This window comes from Agrobacterium sp. 16-2014-1-2a, assembly GCF_053522705.1.
Genome location: NZ_JBNWBX010000001.1, coordinates 1137559 through 1152569, shown reverse-complemented (window position 1 = coordinate 1152569; position 15011 = coordinate 1137559). Strand labels below are relative to the sequence as shown.

15 protein-coding genes are annotated in these 15011 nt (G+C 60.3%); 10 read left to right on the top strand and 5 right to left on the bottom strand.

Annotated elements, in window-relative coordinates; genetic code table 11:
* Positions 1-255: 255 nt before the first annotated feature.
* The 4 genes from ACQZ45_RS05845 to ACQZ45_RS05830 all read left to right on the top strand — a co-directional run bounded on the left by ACQZ45_RS05845 (position 256) and on the right by ACQZ45_RS05830 (position 3985).
* The gene (locus ACQZ45_RS05845; RefSeq protein ID WP_003511714.1) at positions 256-1500 is read left to right on the top strand and encodes an aromatic ring-hydroxylating oxygenase subunit alpha; all 1245 of its coding nucleotides are present in this window, start codon (positions 256-258) and stop codon (positions 1498-1500) included.
* A 7-nt stretch (positions 1501-1507) separates the two neighbouring features.
* A complete protein-coding gene (locus ACQZ45_RS05840) occupies positions 1508-2590 on the top strand; it encodes an FAD-binding oxidoreductase (protein WP_013635587.1) in 1083 nt (360 codons plus the stop codon).
* 181 nt (positions 2591-2771) lie between these two features.
* On the top strand, positions 2772-3236 hold the full coding sequence (locus tag ACQZ45_RS05835) for a BA14K family protein (RefSeq protein ID WP_003511718.1): 465 nt from the start codon (positions 2772-2774) through the stop codon (positions 3234-3236).
* A gap of 224 nt (positions 3237-3460) precedes the next feature.
* Positions 3461-3985, top strand: a complete 525-nt coding sequence (locus tag ACQZ45_RS05830; protein WP_003511720.1) for a BA14K family protein — start codon at positions 3461-3463, stop codon at positions 3983-3985.
* A 103-nt stretch (positions 3986-4088) separates the two neighbouring features.
* Here ACQZ45_RS05830 and ACQZ45_RS05825 read toward each other — a convergent pair whose 3' ends face one another.
* A complete protein-coding gene (locus ACQZ45_RS05825) occupies positions 4089-5084 on the bottom strand; it encodes a transporter (protein ID WP_003511722.1) in 996 nt (331 codons plus the stop codon).
* Between the two features lie 223 nt (positions 5085-5307).
* Between ACQZ45_RS05825 and ACQZ45_RS05820 the strand changes: the two genes are divergently transcribed.
* The 3 genes from ACQZ45_RS05820 (at position 5308) to ACQZ45_RS05810 (ending at position 8266) form a co-directional block, all read left to right on the top strand.
* Positions 5308-7092, top strand: a complete 1785-nt coding sequence (locus tag ACQZ45_RS05820; RefSeq protein ID WP_113292247.1) for an acyl-CoA dehydrogenase — start codon at positions 5308-5310, stop codon at positions 7090-7092.
* A gap of 10 nt (positions 7093-7102) precedes the next feature.
* The gene (locus ACQZ45_RS05815; protein WP_003511725.1) at positions 7103-7861 is read left to right on the top strand and encodes a crotonase/enoyl-CoA hydratase family protein; all 759 of its coding nucleotides are present in this window, start codon (positions 7103-7105) and stop codon (positions 7859-7861) included.
* Positions 7862-7951: 90 nt separating this feature from the next.
* The gene (locus tag ACQZ45_RS05810; protein ID WP_003511727.1) at positions 7952-8266 is read left to right on the top strand and encodes a hypothetical protein; all 315 of its coding nucleotides are present in this window, start codon (positions 7952-7954) and stop codon (positions 8264-8266) included.
* Here the strand turns inward: ACQZ45_RS05810 and ACQZ45_RS05805 are convergent, their stop codons facing one another.
* Complete coding sequence (locus ACQZ45_RS05805; RefSeq protein ID WP_113292248.1) at positions 8267-9517, bottom strand: class I SAM-dependent RNA methyltransferase; 1251 nt, start codon at positions 9515-9517, stop codon at positions 8267-8269.
* Entirely contained in the window at positions 9514-10266 is a 753-nt protein-coding gene (locus tag ACQZ45_RS05800; RefSeq protein WP_003511732.1) for a TlyA family RNA methyltransferase, read from the bottom strand. Before ACQZ45_RS05800 ends, ACQZ45_RS05805 begins: the two co-directional genes overlap by 4 nt.
* A 277-nt stretch (positions 10267-10543) precedes the next feature.
* Here ACQZ45_RS05800 and ACQZ45_RS05795 point away from each other — a divergent pair, with 277 nt between their 5' ends.
* Positions 10544-12565, top strand: a complete 2022-nt coding sequence (locus ACQZ45_RS05795) for a methyl-accepting chemotaxis protein (protein WP_003511735.1) — start codon at positions 10544-10546, stop codon at positions 12563-12565.
* A gap of 126 nt (positions 12566-12691) precedes the next feature.
* The gene (locus ACQZ45_RS05790) at positions 12692-13075 is read left to right on the top strand and encodes an ACT domain-containing protein (RefSeq protein ID WP_003511736.1); all 384 of its coding nucleotides are present in this window, start codon (positions 12692-12694) and stop codon (positions 13073-13075) included.
* 62 nt (positions 13076-13137) lie between these two features.
* On the opposite strand, the gene ACQZ45_RS05785 is transcribed toward ACQZ45_RS05790, so the two are convergent.
* The gene (locus ACQZ45_RS05785; RefSeq protein WP_003511738.1) at positions 13138-13593 is read right to left on the bottom strand and encodes an Lrp/AsnC family transcriptional regulator; all 456 of its coding nucleotides are present in this window, start codon (positions 13591-13593) and stop codon (positions 13138-13140) included.
* A gap of 119 nt (positions 13594-13712) precedes the next feature.
* Between ACQZ45_RS05785 and ACQZ45_RS05780 the strand changes: the two genes are divergently transcribed.
* Positions 13713-14675, top strand: a complete 963-nt coding sequence (locus tag ACQZ45_RS05780; protein ID WP_448742218.1) for a nucleoside recognition domain-containing protein — start codon at positions 13713-13715, stop codon at positions 14673-14675.
* Here ACQZ45_RS05780 and ACQZ45_RS05775 read toward each other — a convergent pair.
* Positions 14656-15009, bottom strand: coding sequence for a putative quinol monooxygenase (locus ACQZ45_RS05775; RefSeq protein WP_003511740.1), 354 nt, complete (start codon positions 15007-15009; stop codon positions 14656-14658). The two genes, ACQZ45_RS05780 and ACQZ45_RS05775, sit on opposite strands and share 20 nt — an antisense overlap.
* Between the last annotated feature and the right edge of the window lie 2 nt (positions 15010-15011).

Genomic DNA, 15011 nt, shown 5'->3' with positions numbered 1-15011 from the left:
TTTTTAACGGGTAGAGAGGGAGCTGCGCGACATCATGCGTCATATTGCGACGTGGTTTCCGGCGGGGAATAGCTGCCGGATTTCGCAGCGGAATGGCGTGCAACGGCCATTGGCGCATGTCGCAATTTGTCGCCAATGCGGAAGCCGATGTCGCTGTCTGCGCTACCGCAAATGAACGCTGATGTTTAGATGGGATCACACTTCCGCAGTCCGATAAATGGTGTGGGGCAGGGCGGTTTGATCGAGGATTTGGCCATGGAATTGCGTGATACCGTACTGCGTCAGCTGAAGAACCGCCGCGAAGGCTTCAGCCTGGAACAGTCTTTCTACACGGACCCGGATTATTTCAATCTGGACATGGAAACCATCTGGTACCGCGACTGGCTGTTTGTCGGCCATGATTGCGAAGTGCCGAAGGCCGGTAACTACATCACCGTTCAGGTCGGCGCCTATTCCGTCGTCATCATTCGCGGTCGCGATGGACAGATTCGCGCCCTCCATAATTCCTGTCGCCATCGCGGTTCCCGCGTCTGCTCTTCTCATAAGGGCCAGTCCGCACGCCTCGTCTGTCCCTATCACCAGTGGACCTACGATCTGGACGGCAAGCTGCTGTTTGCCCGCCATATGGGCGATGATTTCGACAAGGCTGAATTCGGCCTGAAGCCGGTCCACTGCGAAACCGTTGCCGGTTACGTCTTCATCTGCCTGGCAGACCAGCCCGCCGATTTCGCGCCGATGCGCGCCGAGGTCGAAAGCTACATGGCGCCGCATCGCATCTGGGAAGCCAAGGTTGCGCATGAAAGCACGATTATCGAAAAGGGTAACTGGAAGCTCGTCTGGGAAAACAACCGCGAGTGCTACCATTGCGCCGCCAACCATCCGGAACTCTGCCGCACCTATCCTGAAAACCCGAGCGTTACGGGTACGGACGGTGGTGCAAGCGATCCCGAGATCGGTGGCCACTGGGCACGCTGCGAGGCTGCCGGCCTGCCGAGCCGCTTCAAGATCGATCCGAAAGGCCAGTTCCGTGTTGCCCGCATGCCGCTGATCGGCGAGGCGGAAAGCTACACCATGTCGGGAAAACGCGCCGTGCGCCGGCCGCTTTCGGATGATGTCAGCATCAGCCATATCGGCGCGCTGCTTCTGTTCCATTATCCGACGACCTGGAACCACTTCCTCGGCGACCACACCATTTCCTTCCGCGTGCTGCCGCTCAACGCCAATGAGACCATGGTCACTACCAAATGGCTGGTGAACAAGGATGCGGTTGAAGGCGTGGATTACGATCTCGAGGACCTCACGCACGTCTGGAACGAAACCAACGATCAGGACCGCCGCATCGTTGAGGAAAACGCCTTCGGCATCCGCTCGCCCGCTTACCAGCCCGGCCCCTATTCCATGGAAGACGAGGGCGGCGTGATGCAATTCGTCAACTGGTATGCCGATTTCATGGTTGACCGGCTGTCGGGCGACAAGGCCCGCCTTTCGGCAGTAGCGTAACGCGAAGATGAATATGGCTGTGACCTACAAGCACATAGACGAGATGAAGCCGTGGAGCGACAAGCTCCACCTGCTGGAATGCATTTCGGTGACGCCCGAGACGCCTGACGTGATGACATTCCTGTTCCGGTCGGAGGATCAGAACTGGTTCCGTTACCTGCCGGGCCAGTTCGTGACGCTGGAGTTGCCAGTAGGCAAGGAGCCGCTCTACCGCACCTACACATTGTCCTCCAGCCCGTCGCGGCCCTATGCGCTGTCGGTCACGGTCAAGGCGCAGGCCACCAGCATCGGCACGCGCTGGATGTTCGACAATCTGAAGCCCGGCATGAAAATCCGGGCACTCGGCCCGCTCGGCGATTTCTCTTATGTCCGGCATCCCGGCGACAAATACCTGTTCATCTCGGCCGGCTCCGGCGTGACGCCGATGATGTCGATGGTGCGCGACATGAGCGACCGCGCGCCGCAGAGTGATATCGCCTTCATCAATTGCTCGCGCTCGCCATCCGATATCGTGTTCCGTCACGAGCTGGAATATCTTGCCCGCTTCATGCCGAAACTGTCGCTCGGTTTCATCGTGGAAAATTGCGGCCGCACTGATCTCTGGTCCGGCTTGAAGGGCATGGTCGACAAGGCCAAGATTGCGCTTCTGTCGCCTGATTTCATGGATCGCACGGTGTTCTGTTGTGGACCGGAGCCTTTCATGGCCGCCATCCGCTCCATGCTGGATGCTTCCGGCTTCGACATGAGCCGTTACCACCAGGAAAGCTTTTCGCCAGCCGCCCCGGTTGCTGTGGGCGAGAGTATTCACACCGTGGCGGATGGCGAAGCACTCTCGATGGTGGGGTTTACGCTTTCCGGCAAGGAAGTGCCGTGCCAGCCCGGCCAGACCGTTCTGATGACGGCGCGCGCCGCCGGTGTGCGCATCGGTGCCGCCTGCGAATCGGGGATTTGCGGCACCTGCCGGGTGCTGAAGCTCTCCGGCGAGGTGGAGATGAACCACAATGGCGGCATTCTCGATGACGAAATCGATGAAGGCTATATTCTCGCCTGCTGCTCGCGGCCGTTGACCGACGTGAAGGTGGAAGCCTGAGCGCACGAAATCCTGCGTCTTATGCGGGAATCTATTTTTGAACCGGAACCAAAGGTCTTAAAACTCGTTTGCACGTCATCGAATTCTTTTCGGGTGTTTCAATGGGGCTGCCCCTACCTCCGACAAGACCGAGTAGTTAGAAAGCGCGGTTCAACGCGCCACAGCAAACGGAGGAAAGATCATGATGAATTTCCGCACGACGAGCGTCGCTACGGCGGTTGTCCTGTTCCTGACAAGCTTCACGCCGTCGCAGGCGTTCCAGGCGCCTGTTCCAATGGCGAAGCCGGCAATCTCAACCGAGAATGTAGTGCCGGTACAGTACCGTGAATGGGACCGCCGAGGTGACCGTAGATACGGCGACCGCATGTATCGTCCGCGCCCGTCGCGGGACGGATATTATAACGGCCATCGCGGCTATCGCGACCGCCGTCCGGGCTACCGCTATCACAACGGAATGTGGTTCCCGCTGGCGGCCTTCGCCACTGGCGCAATCATTGGCGGCGCCATGGCGCAGCCGAGACCGGCCTATGGCGGCAGCCATGTTGCCTGGTGCCAGAACCGTTGGCGCTCTTACCGCGCCTACGATAACAGCTACCAGCCGAACAGCGGTCCGCGTCGTGTATGCGTATCTCCATACAGCCGTTAAGCACGCCTTTCGAAAGCCCGGATCCGATCCGGGCTTTTGCTTTCGAGTGCCGAGTTTCGGTAACCGAAGCGTGACAACGCCGTTAATGCTGGGTTCAGGCGAAAGCGCCTAGCCTGCAACCTGTGATGTTCCAGCCAGCACCGACAAACTGGCTGGATAAAAAGAAAAAGGTGTTATTATTCACGTGCAACGGCCTGTCGACCGTCGTGAATGGAGGAAGTCAGATGAGAAGCTATGTGAAGAATATCCTGGCTGTCGGTCTTTCTGCAATCGTGGTTGCAGGAGCGATTGTTCCCGCTGAGGCAATGCCATTGCTGATGGCGCCGAAGAGTGTCGAGACCCTGGGTAACGATGCCGGCAAGAATGTCGTCAATGTGCAATACTGGCGCGATCGTGACAATCGTGGCGGCTGGGGCGGCGAACGCCGCGGCTGGTACGGCGGCCATCGCGGTTATCGCGACTACCGCCCGGGTTATCGTCACCACGACGGTTACTGGTTCCCGCTCGCAGCCTTTGCGACGGGCGCGATCATCGGCGGCGCACTGTCGCAGCCGCGCGAAGTCTACCGTCCGGTTCCGGAATATCGCCCGCGTCCGGTCTACCGCGAATATCGTCCGGTCCGTCGTGCCGGCATGAGCCAGGCGCATGTGAACTGGTGCTATGGCCGGTATCGGTCCTACGATGCCTATAGCAACACGTTCCAGCCCTACAATGGCCCACGCCAGCCCTGCTATTCGCCTTACAGCTGATAGCACTACTCCGTCACTCCGGCCTTCATCCGGCAAGACGGAGTAGGGATTGACCAGCCTGATAGTTATTACGAGCCGCCCGGATACGGGCGGCTTTTTGTTTTCACAGAATGCGCGCCCGCTTCAGCACGAACCAGGCAAGCATAACCGAAATCACGATGAAGATGCTGGCCGCCATCGTGCCGCCGGTGCCGACCGTAAATGGCAACTCATCCGTGTTCATGCCGAAGAAGCCGGTGACCAGCGATGGCGGCAGCAGGAATGCCGTCATCAGCGACAGGATATAAAGATGCCGGTTGGTTTCGGACGAGAGCTTGGAATCGATTTCCTCGTGCAGCAGCCTTGCGCGTTCCTGAAGGGCGTAGACATCGTGATCGACGGCCTCGAGGCGGCCCATCAGCCGCGAGGCGACATCCTCGAAACCGTCAGGCATCTCGTCCTCATCGGCGGCAGACGCCCGCCGCATCAGGGTGAGCACCGTGCGCAGATGCCGGTGGAGGCGAACGACCGTGCGCCTGAGCGGCGCAAGCCGCCGCCGCTCGTCGCGGTTTTCGCTGTCATAGACCAGGTCCTCGATGGCGTTCAGCTCTTCGGTCGTTTCCATCACCAGGCTGATCAGCGAACGCTGGAATTCCGCGACGAGGCCTTCGAAGACATGGGCCGGCGTGAGGTAGCGGTTGGAATTCTTGTCGACTGCCGCTTTCAGCCGGTCCACTGAGCGCAACGGTTGCAGCCGGGTGGTGATGATAAAACGGTCGCTGACCGCGAAATGCAGCCAACCGAAATCACGCGTTTCCTGATCGAACTCGCGCTGGAAATCGACCAGCGTCCCATAAAGTGACTTTTCATCCACCGTGATGGACGGATGGGTTTCATGGGTGGTGAGGCTTGCCAGCGCTGCCGGATCGAGACCATCGATCGTTTCGAGAAAGCCCGCCACCCGCTGATCCGCAAGATTGAGGTGCAGCCAGAAGAAGCCCTCGCATTGCGCCATCTCGCCAAAGCCCGCATCGGGCGCAAGCCGCCGGCATGGCGCCGTTCCGGGGTGGAATTGATAGGCCCAGACAAGGCCGGGGATAGCGGGCGTTATGAGATCCATCGTGGCAGTCCTGACCGGCGGAATGGGAGGGGAGGCGTCCGTCGCCCCAAGACGGAAACGGCAGCGGTGGCACGGCACCTGTCAGCGCATGCTGAGCAAATTCATATGACAGTTTTATAACAATCCCGCTTAAAAGGCGGGAATTTTCAAATTGACGTTTACGTAAAAATCATTTAGCCCGAAAGCAACAGCACGATAGGCAAGAGCTTCGGGAGGAGGCAGCATGTATACCGCGCCGGTGGATGATATCGCCTTTACACTCAAACATGTGGCGGGTCTGCAAGACGCGTTGTCCAGAGGTGCTCTGGGAGACCTCGGTGAAGATGTGGTCGATGCCATATTACAGGAGGCCGGCCGTTTCGCCACCGAGCAGGTCGCGCCGCTTGCCGATATAGGCGACCGACAGGGCGCGCGGCTGAGCGACGGCAAGGTCTCAACGCCGGACGGTTGGGCCGATCTTTACCGGCGCTGGGCTGAGGCCGGCTGGAACAGCCTCACCGCACCGGAAGAATTCGGCGGCCAGAACCTGCCGCATATGCTGAATGTCGCCGCACTCGAAATGTGGAATTCCGGTTCCATGGCTTTCGCGCTTGCGCCGACGCTCACCATGGGCGCGGTGGAAGCTCTCGTTGCCCACGGTAGCAACGACCTGAAGCGCATCTATCTTCCCAAACTCGTCTCCGGCGAATGGACCGGCACGATGAACCTCACCGAACCGCATGCGGGATCGGACCTTGGCGTGCTGAAAACCCGTGCCGAGCGTAATGGTGACGGCACCTACCGCATTTTCGGGCAGAAGATTTTCATCACCTGGGGCGAACATGACGCCGCGGACAATATAATCCACCTCGTTCTTGCCCGCCTGCCGGATGCGCCGGCCGGCACGCGCGGAATTTCGCTGTTCCTCGTGCCGAAATTCCTGCCCGAAGACGATGGCACGCCGGGCAGTCGCAACGACGTCTTCTGCCATTCGCTGGAGCACAAGCTCGGCATTCACGGCTCGCCCACCTGCACGATGATCTTCGGGGACGGAAAGTTTGGCGAAGAGAAGGGTGCCCTGGGCTGGCTGATCGGCGAGGAGAACAAGGGTCTCGCCTGCATGTTCACCATGATGAACAACGCCCGCCTTGCCGTTGGCATGCAGGGCGTGGCGATCTGCGAGGCGGCGACACAGAAGGCAATCGAATACGCCAGGGAACGCACGCAGGGCAAGGCGCCCGGCTGGCAGGGTTCGGGCATGAGCCCGATCATCGAGCATCCCGATATCGCCCGCACACTGTTGACGATGAAAGCGCTGACGCAAGGTGCGCGCGCCATCTCCTTCAACTGCGCCCACGCCATCGATATGGCGCATGCCGCCGAAGACGTGGCTGAACGCGCCCACTGGCAGGAGCGCGCAGCTCTTTTAACGCCAATCGCCAAGTCCTTCTCCACCGATGCCGGTGTCGATGTCGCTTCCATGGGCATTCAGGTGCATGGCGGCATGGGCTTCATCGAGGAAACCGGTGCGGCGCGTTACCTGCGCGATGCCCGCATCGCGCCGATCTACGAAGGCACCAACGGCATTCAGGCGATCGACCTGGTGGTGCGCAAGCTGCCGCTTTCCGATGGCGCACAGGTGCGCGGTTTCATCGCAGAATTGCGTGAAATCGTCGCCCGAACTGCTGCCTCGAACCGCACCGATCTCGGCGAGACTGCCCGTTATCTCGAAACGAGTCTCACCGATCTCGAAACGGCGACCGACTGGTTGCTGGAACGCCGGAAAGCGGGGGAAACCGAAACCGCGCTGGCCGGTGCCACGCCCTATCAGCGCCTCTTCGGGCTGGCGCTCACCGGAGCCTATCTTGCCAAGGGCGCCCTGGCCCAGGTGGATGACGGCAGGGGAGCGCATCGCGCATCGCTCTGCCGGTTTGCGGCGGAAAACCTGCTGGCGGAAACGGCAGCGCTGAGGGATCGCGTCATTGCCGGTGCAGCAAGCCTTGCCGCCGCCCGCGCCGTGCTGGGTTAAGGAGAAAACCATGTCGGACGACCATATTCTCGTCGAGCGGGTCAGTCATGCGCCTGACGTTCTGACCATCCGCTTTAACCGGCCGGAAAAGAAAAACGCCATCACCGATGCAATGTATCTGCGCATGGCAGAGGCTCTGAAGGCCGCCAATGCAGACCCGGATATCCGTGTCGTCGCGTTTCTGGGTACGGAAGGCTGCTTTTCCGCCGGCAATGACATGGCCGATTTTCTTGCCTTCGCCATGTCTGGCGCAAAGGGCAAGCTCGCGGTGCTCGATCTTCTGAAGGCGCTGGCAACCTTCGAAAAGCCGCTGGTTTCGGGCGTCGATGGGTTGGCCATCGGCATCGGCACGACGCTGAACCTGCATTGCGATCTGACCGTTGCCTCCAACCGCAGCCTGTTCAAGACGCCGTTTGTTGATCTGGCGCTGGTGCCGGAAGCTGCGTCCAGCCTGCTTGCGCCAAAGCTCATCGGCCATCAGCGCGCCTTTGCCCTGCTGGCCATGGGCGAAGGTTTTACCGCCGAACAGGCCTTGCAGGCCGGAATGATCTGGAAAGTCGTGGCGCCGGAACATGTCGAAAGCGAAACGCTGGCGCTTGCCACGCGGCTTGCCGCCAAGCCGCAGCAGGCGCTGAAGATTGCCCGCGATCTCGTGCGCGGCAATCCGGCAGATGTGCTGGCCCGCATCGATGAGGAAGCCCGCCATTTCACCGCGCAATTGCAGAGTGCCGAGGCGCGGGCCGCTTTCGAGGCATTCATGCGGCGTTAAGCGTTCCGGCAGGAATTCCTTGCTGTTAAGCAACCGGGTAATATGGCTTGGGTTAGATAACGCAACGTCATCCTTCGAAGGCCACCCGCCATGCGTCACTTTGTTTTCGCCCTGACCGTCCTCCTCTCCGCTGCGACTGTCGCAGAGGCAGCGGCGACCGTGCCTTTGCCGGGTTCGAGCAATAACGTCATTCTGGCGCAGTCCACGCAAGACGACAGCCCGAATTATTACTCCGGCAATTCCCGCGATCGCCAGCGCCGCGCGCGTTTCGTTTGCGTCATCACTCCACCGGACAGCGCCAATCGTCGTCGGCCCTATGTCTGCCCCATCGAGCAGGGCCGCGTTGGCGGCGCCTGCCGTTGCTCGGGCGTGGTCGGCAACGGCACTGTTGACACCGCCTGGTGATTATTTCTCCAGCGTCGCCACCGCTTCCACATGCGGCGACCACAAGAACTGGTCGACCGGCGTGACGCGCGTGACGCGATAGCCGCCCTCCACCAGAATGGCGAGGTCGCGCGCAAGCGTCAGCGGATTGCAGCTGACGGCTACGATTTTCTTCACCGCGCTGCGCGCAAGTTCCTTGCACTGGACTTCCGCACCGGCGCGCGGCGGATCGAACACAACGGCATCGTAATTCTTCATTTCGCTCGTCATCAACGGCCGGCGGAAAAGATCACGCTTTTCGATGCTGACGGGTTTCAGGCCCTGCGTGTTGCGCGCGGCGAAATCGAGCGCTTTCAGCGGCTTGTCCTCTGCCTCAACCGCATGCACGCGGCCGACGCGCGCAAGCCGCAGCGCAAACGTGCCGGAACCGCAGAAGAGATCGGCGATGCGTTTGGATTTGCCAACATGGGCAAGCACCAGTTCCGCCATGGCGTCTTCGGCCTGTTTGGTTGCCTGCGTGAAACCGCCGGCCGGTGGGGAAACCGGAATGCCGCCGAATTCAATGATCGGCTTTTGCGGTTCGATCAGGATTTCGCCTGATAGCGCGACACGGGCGATGCCACGCATTGCCAGCACCGTTTCCGTCAATGTGCGCCGCTGTTTGTCGCCGACGGATTTGATGCCGTCGACGGAAATGTCGAGGCCCGAAAGCGTTTCAAGAACGGTCATGCGGAACGGTTCGGCATTCGACGCAAGGGAAAGGCCGATTGCGCGCACGGCGTCCAGCCGCGCGACGATACCAGGCGAGGTGACGGGACATTCCTCGATGGCGACGATGTGATGGCTGTTTGCCTGGTTGAAGCCGAGCAGTAGGCCTTTTTCCGTCTTGCGGGCGGCAAACACCGCGCGGCGGCGCTCGCCGGGGCGACAGATGACGAGATCGTCTACTGGCGGCGTCAGGCCTTTCGATCTCAGCGCCGAAACCACCAGCTCCCGCTTGAAGGCGTGGTAGGGCTGGTCGGCAAAGTGCTGCAGCGAACAGCCGCCGCAGGTGCCGTTAACGCCCTCGGGGCCGAAGTGGCGGCACACGGGTTCGCGGCGATCCGCGGAGGCTTCCGCAATCGAGATGATGGTGCCGGTATCCTTGACCTTGGCGATCGCCACCGTTTCGCCGGGCAGGGCGAAGGGCACATAGACCGGGCCGTCGGGACAGTGCGCAATGCCGTGGCCCTGGGCGCCAAGGCTCTTGATGCTGACGGTCTGCGTGCTCATGGCTTTTCGCCTCCGAGAAGAAATTCGATATTGCCATCGCCGCCGGAAATCGGCGAGGGGATGAGGCCGAGGCTCTTCCAGCCCATGTCTTCAACGAGCCAGCGTTCCAGTTCGGCAGCAACGGCAGGCGCCGTTTCCGGCTCTTTCAACAGCCCGGCCTTGCTGATGGCATCACGGCCTGCCTCGAATTGCGGCTTGACCAGCAGAACCGCGTGCGCGCCGGAGGCGGCAAGTGCGAGTGCCGGGGCAAGGGCGAGCTTTATGGAGATGAAGGACACGTCGGAGACGATGAAGTCCACGGACCGGTCATCAATGTCGTCGGTTGTCAGGAAGCGCGCATTCAGCCCTTCCAGATTGGTCACGCGCGGATCGTTCTCGATCCGTGGATGCATCTGCCCGTGGCCGACATCGATGGAGGTGACGTGTTTTGCGCCGCGATGGAGCAATACCTCGGTGAAGCCGCCGGTGGAGGCGCCGACGTCGAGGCAATCAAGGCCCTTCGGATCGAGCCCGAAGTGATCGAGCGCGGCGGTGAGCTTGAGGGCGGCGCGGGAAACATAGGCCTGCGCCGGATCGGTAATGGCGATCTTGACGTTTCCGGCAACGGTTTGGCTGGGCTTCGTGGCCGTTTTCCCGTTGACGCTCACGGTGCCGCGCGCAATCGCATCGCGCGCACGCGAGCGGCTGGCAAAGTGGCCGAGCGAAACAAGAAGCTGGTCAAGCCGTTCATTTTCAGGTGTTTTGGACATGGTCCCGTGTCAATGACCGCCAAACCCCGCAGATGCAAGCGATTTATCGCGCGCAAGGCTTCGCAACGGCACCATTTGCCGCAGCGCAGGGTCGTTTCGTGGTCGTTAAACAGCATATGCGATTAATCCAATATAAAGGCTTGTATTGCACTTTGTCTGCAAGGCCCGTGCGGCCAGTCGGAACCTGCCATGACGGCATCTCCTCCCATTCCCAAAATTGCGACCGTTGCAGCGCAGACGCTTGCTCCGTGGCATCAGGTCGCCGAGAGAGTTTGCGATGTCGCTAAAAAATTTCCCCATCAACATTAAGCTCATTGTCACCTTCTGCGTCTTGATGGGCGTTTGCCTGCTCGCCTCGGCGGTGGTCTTCTGGCAGACGCTGGGGAGCGAGCACGTCACGGTCCAGAACAACAAGGCCAACAAAATCCTGCATGCGGTTGACGGTGCGACGGCCGCGATGCTGGAACAGGCCGTCAACCAGCGCGGCTTTCTGCTGTTTCGTAGCGACAGCACCTACAACGATGTTTTCGCCCAGCGCGATCTAATGCTGAAGAAGCTCGGTGAAGCCCGTGCGCTTGCCGCCGGCCAGCCGGACATTCTGAAATCCATCGATGACATGCAGGCATCCGCCACCGTGTTCTTCAAGGAACTGGCGGAACCGCAGCTTGCCGCCCGCAAGACGACCGAAGCACCGATTTCCGAAATCATCGAGATCGGTCGCAATCAGGCCAAGGGTCAGCTCGACGGTTTCCGCGCCTCCGCCGCCAAGATCAAGGACCAGCTGAATGGCTTGTCGGCAAGCTACGCCGCACAGCAGGATGCTGCCGCACTCAACCTCAAGCTCGCACTTCTGGGTGGCGGCGCGGTTGCCGGTCTTTTGGCCGTGGCCCTCATCTGGGCCCTGTCGCGCTCCATCGTCACGCCGATCGTCGGTATGACGGCGGCTATGAGCAGGCTTGCCGACGGCGATATGACCACGGAAGTTCCGGCTCTCGACCGCAAGGATGAAGTCGGCAAAATGGCGAAAGCCGTTCTCGTCTTCAAGGAAGCTGGGCTGGAAAAATCCCGCCTTGCCAGCGAAACCGAGCGCATGCGCTCCGCAACCGAGACCGAGCGCCGCCGCAACGAAGAAGAGAAGGCCCAGGACGAAGCCGCTAACGCCCTTGCGCGTGATGAGCTTGGCAAGGGTCTTGCGGCTCTGGCGGAAGGCGATCTCGCCTACCGTATCGAAACGCCGTTCGCCTCCTACATCGACCCCATCCGTATCGACTTCAACAGCGCTGTCGAAAAGCTGCAGCAGGCCATGCGCGCAGTTGGCGAGAATGCCGCTGCAATCAATGCCGGGGCTTCGGAAATGCTCTCTGCTGCCGACGACCTGTCGCGCCGCACCGAACAGCAGGCTGCTTCCATTGAGGAAACCGCCGCAGCACTGGAAGAAGTCACCACCACGGTGCGTGATAGCGCAAGGGGTGCTGAGGACGCTGGCAATCTGGTTCAGCGCGCCCGCAGCGGAGCGGAAAAATCCGGCATCGTGGTCCGCAAGGCGGTTGCCGCCATGCGCGAGATCGAAAAATCATCAGGCGAAATCGGCAATATCATCGGCGTCATCGACGATATCGCTTTCCAGACCAACCTGCTTGCGCTGAACGCAGGCGTCGAAGCCGCCCGTGCGGGTGATGCGGGCAAGGGGTTTGCCGTCGTCGCGCAGGAAGTGCGTGAACTCGCCCAGCGTTCCGCCAATGCCGCAAAGGAAATCAAGACGCTGATCGGCGCTTCCAGCCAGCAGGTGGAAAACGGCGTCAACCTCGTCGACGAGACCGGCAAGGCGCTCGAACTCATCGTGGCGGAAGTCGAGGAGATCAACACCCATGTCAGCGCCATCGTCGTCGCTGCCCGCGAACAGGCGACTGGTCTGCAAGAAATCAACACGGCCGTGAACACCATGGATCAGGGCACGCAGCAGAATGCCGCAATGGTTGAGCAGCAGACCGCTGCCAGCCATTCGCTCGCCCGTGAAGCGGAAGCGCTCAATAGCCTGCTCGGCCAATTCAAGGTGGGCGGCGTTCGAGGTGCCGTTGCCGGCGCCGGCGGATATTCTGCTCCTCGCCAGTCCTCGGTGAAGCCTGTCTACCAGTCCGCACCCGCCGCACCAGTCAGAAAAGCCGCAGTGAAGCCTGCCTCCACAACCGCAAGGCCGGTCGCGTCACCCGCCCGCGCCCTTGGCCAAAGCCTTGCCCGCGCCTTTGGCGGCAAAGCAGAAGCGCCGGCTGCCAAGGATCAGGACTGGACGGAGTTCTGAGCCTGACGGTCACGATCATCAAGCGTGAATCAGGGGGCTGTGAAGCCCCCTTTTTGTTGCTAGATTTACGGCGCGAGCACTCAACCACGCGTTCTGTCGCAGTTTCCCAACAAAGGTGATTTCGAGATGGCACCTAGGATCAAGTTGAAAGTTCTGGATGGTGCATATGGGGTGGCCCGACTTGAGGCATCTGAAGCCATTCCGGCCTGGGCCGATGGCGGTGGCTTCGTCAGTATCACCCGGACCGATGATGAGCTTTCCATCGTCTGCCGGGAAGATCGTATACCTGGGCATGTCAGATCTGATACGGGTTGGTCCTGTCTAAAGCTACAGGGGCCATTTGCCTTCGATGAAACGGGCATCGTCTTGTCCGTTATCGAGCCGCTCTCGACCAATGAGATCGGTATATTCGTGGTTTCGACTTTCGATGGCGACCACCTGCTTGTGAAATCGAACGATCTGGAAAAAGCTTTCGTTCTGCTGAAAAATGCAGGGCATTCGCTCATCTAGAGACCCATTTGCCACGACGACTTCTCCAAGGAGGAGCGTTTTGACGAGTGAAATGGAAGAATTCAATCGAGCCGAATGGCTGTTTCCTCTTTCGCCGTTCGTATGACGACCATGGTGAAGAAGCGTGCGACATTGTTCTGGTCGCGGAACAGCCTGTCGCATAGCGCGTCGAACTCCTCCATGTCGCGCAAGCGCAGCATCAGAACGACATCGGTGGCTCCGGTAACGGAATAGGTGTGCGAAACCGCGTCCTCGGCGCTCGCCAGGTCGAGAAAACGGCGCATATGCTGCTCGCCGTGCAATTTCAGCTCCACCGTCACCAGCGCCTTGATTGCCCGTCCGGCTCTGGCGGGATTGAGGATCGCGACAATGCGGTCGATCACGCCCGATTTGCGCAGCCGCTGCAGACGGCGCAGGCAGCTGGATGGCGACAGCCCCACCTCCTCGGCCATGTCCACATTGGTGCGCGATGCGTCACGCTGCATGAGGTTTAAAAGTTTGCGGTCGATACGGTCCATTGCCGCAGCATAATCTCTAATGGTCAACTTGCAATAAAATTGCACAAAGCTGCAATCTTTGACCACAAATGCGAACCGGCTCGAGCTAGTGGATTGAGACAATCTTTAAGGAGTTTCAGATGCCATTGCTGATGCCGGTCTGGCGTAAAACGCGGGAAACGCTTGAAATCTATTGGGTGCTTGTCCGGATCACCGTTCCGATTGCGATCCTCACCGAACTGTTGTCGAGAATAGGCGCGATCGAGGCCGTGGCCCCGGTCTTTGCGCCGGTCATGAACCTGATCGGGCTTCCGCCGGAGCTGGGGCTGGCCTGGTTGACGGGAATGCTGGTGGGAATATGGGGCGCGGTGCCGCTGGTCTTCACGCTGGTTCCGGTATCCTCGCTCAGCGTGGCGGATGTCACGGTTTTCTCGGCCCTCATCCTGTTCGCGCATGGGCTGCCCATTGAGCAGAAGATCATTGAAAAGGCCGGTCCCGGCGTGATCGCAACGACGCTGCTGCGTATCGGGGGCGGATTGCTCTATGCCTTTCTCCTGCACCATTTTCTGGAGGTGACAGGGTGGCTGTCGGCCCCGGTGAACCCGGTCTGGACTGCCATGGGCGCCACACCCGACTGGGCGGACTATTTTTGGGGCCTTGGCGAAACCATGCTTTCGATGCTCGTCATCCTTCTGGTCCTGTCCTTTGGCCTTGAAATCCTCAGGCTGACCGGCGTCCTGGCCTTGATGATGAAAGCGCTTTCGCCCGTGCTGCGTCTTGCCGGCATTCGCGGCGAGGCCGAACATCTCACCGCCATCGGATTGTTCCTCGGTATCTCCTATGGCGCCGGTCTTCTGATCCGCGAGGCGCAATCGGGAGCGATATCGCCGCGTCAGGTCTTTCTGTCATGCGTGTTCATGGGGTTTGCGCATAGCGTCATTGAGGACACCATTGTCGTGATGTCGCTGGGTGCAGATGTCTACGGCGTTCTGGTCGGACGGCTCGTTTTCGCCATTGTGGCAACCGCCGCTATTGCAGCCTTGCTGCATCGCCTGTCCGACGAAGTGTTCTTTGCACGGATGTTCAGGCCACAGGGTACGTAGACGAAGACACGCCAGGTTTCGCCGCGGGGCCGGCATGATCAGCCCGCATGGGGTGCCAGACGGAAATGTCGCGCGGGGCATCTAGAAGCTCGGGCAAGGCATCGTGCCAAGCCTGCCGATAGGGACGATGAACCTGCACGTCGAGGACATCCTGATGGTCGCTCCAGGTCTCATGCAGCAGGAAGTGGTTTTCGTTTTCGCCGTCCCGATGCAGGGTTGCGTTCACAAAGGTGTTCTCGTGTCGCATGGCGTCGAGCAGATCATTCAGCAATCCTAGAAAACGTTCGCGCTGATCGGCACGGACCTTGAAGCCGATGAGATAGGTGGTGTGCATGG

Bases quoted from the DNA above. Each gene is read 5' to 3' on its own strand.
- ACQZ45_RS05790 (WP_003511736.1), top strand. From the start codon at position 12,692: ATGGCACCTAGGATCAAGTTGAAAGTTCTGGATGGTGCATATGGGGTG.
- ACQZ45_RS05835 (WP_003511718.1), top strand. From the start codon at position 2,772: ATGATGAATTTCCGCACGACGAGCGTCGCTACGGCGGTTGTCCTGTTC.
- ACQZ45_RS05820 (WP_113292247.1), top strand. From the start codon at position 5,308: ATGTATACCGCGCCGGTGGATGATATCGCCTTTACACTCAAACATGTG.
- ACQZ45_RS05780 (WP_448742218.1), top strand. From the start codon at position 13,713: ATGCCATTGCTGATGCCGGTCTGGCGTAAAACGCGGGAAACGCTTGAA.
- ACQZ45_RS05795 (WP_003511735.1), top strand. From the start codon at position 10,544: ATGTCGCTAAAAAATTTCCCCATCAACATTAAGCTCATTGTCACCTTC.
- ACQZ45_RS05840 (WP_013635587.1), top strand. From the start codon at position 1,508: ATGAATATGGCTGTGACCTACAAGCACATAGACGAGATGAAGCCGTGG.
- ACQZ45_RS05805 (WP_113292248.1), bottom strand. From the start codon at position 9,517: ATGAGCACGCAGACCGTCAGCATCAAGAGCCTTGGCGCCCAGGGCCAC.
- ACQZ45_RS05775 (WP_003511740.1), bottom strand. From the start codon at position 15,009: ATGCACACCACCTATCTCATCGGCTTCAAGGTCCGTGCCGATCAGCGC.
- ACQZ45_RS05810 (WP_003511727.1), top strand. From the start codon at position 7,952: ATGCGTCACTTTGTTTTCGCCCTGACCGTCCTCCTCTCCGCTGCGACT.
- ACQZ45_RS05800 (WP_003511732.1), bottom strand. From the start codon at position 10,266: ATGTCCAAAACACCTGAAAATGAACGGCTTGACCAGCTTCTTGTTTCG.
- ACQZ45_RS05830 (WP_003511720.1), top strand. From the start codon at position 3,461: ATGAGAAGCTATGTGAAGAATATCCTGGCTGTCGGTCTTTCTGCAATC.
- ACQZ45_RS05815 (WP_003511725.1), top strand. From the start codon at position 7,103: ATGTCGGACGACCATATTCTCGTCGAGCGGGTCAGTCATGCGCCTGAC.
- ACQZ45_RS05785 (WP_003511738.1), bottom strand. From the start codon at position 13,593: ATGGACCGTATCGACCGCAAACTTTTAAACCTCATGCAGCGTGACGCA.
- ACQZ45_RS05845 (WP_003511714.1), top strand. From the start codon at position 256: ATGGAATTGCGTGATACCGTACTGCGTCAGCTGAAGAACCGCCGCGAA.
- ACQZ45_RS05825 (WP_003511722.1), bottom strand. From the start codon at position 5,084: ATGGATCTCATAACGCCCGCTATCCCCGGCCTTGTCTGGGCCTATCAA.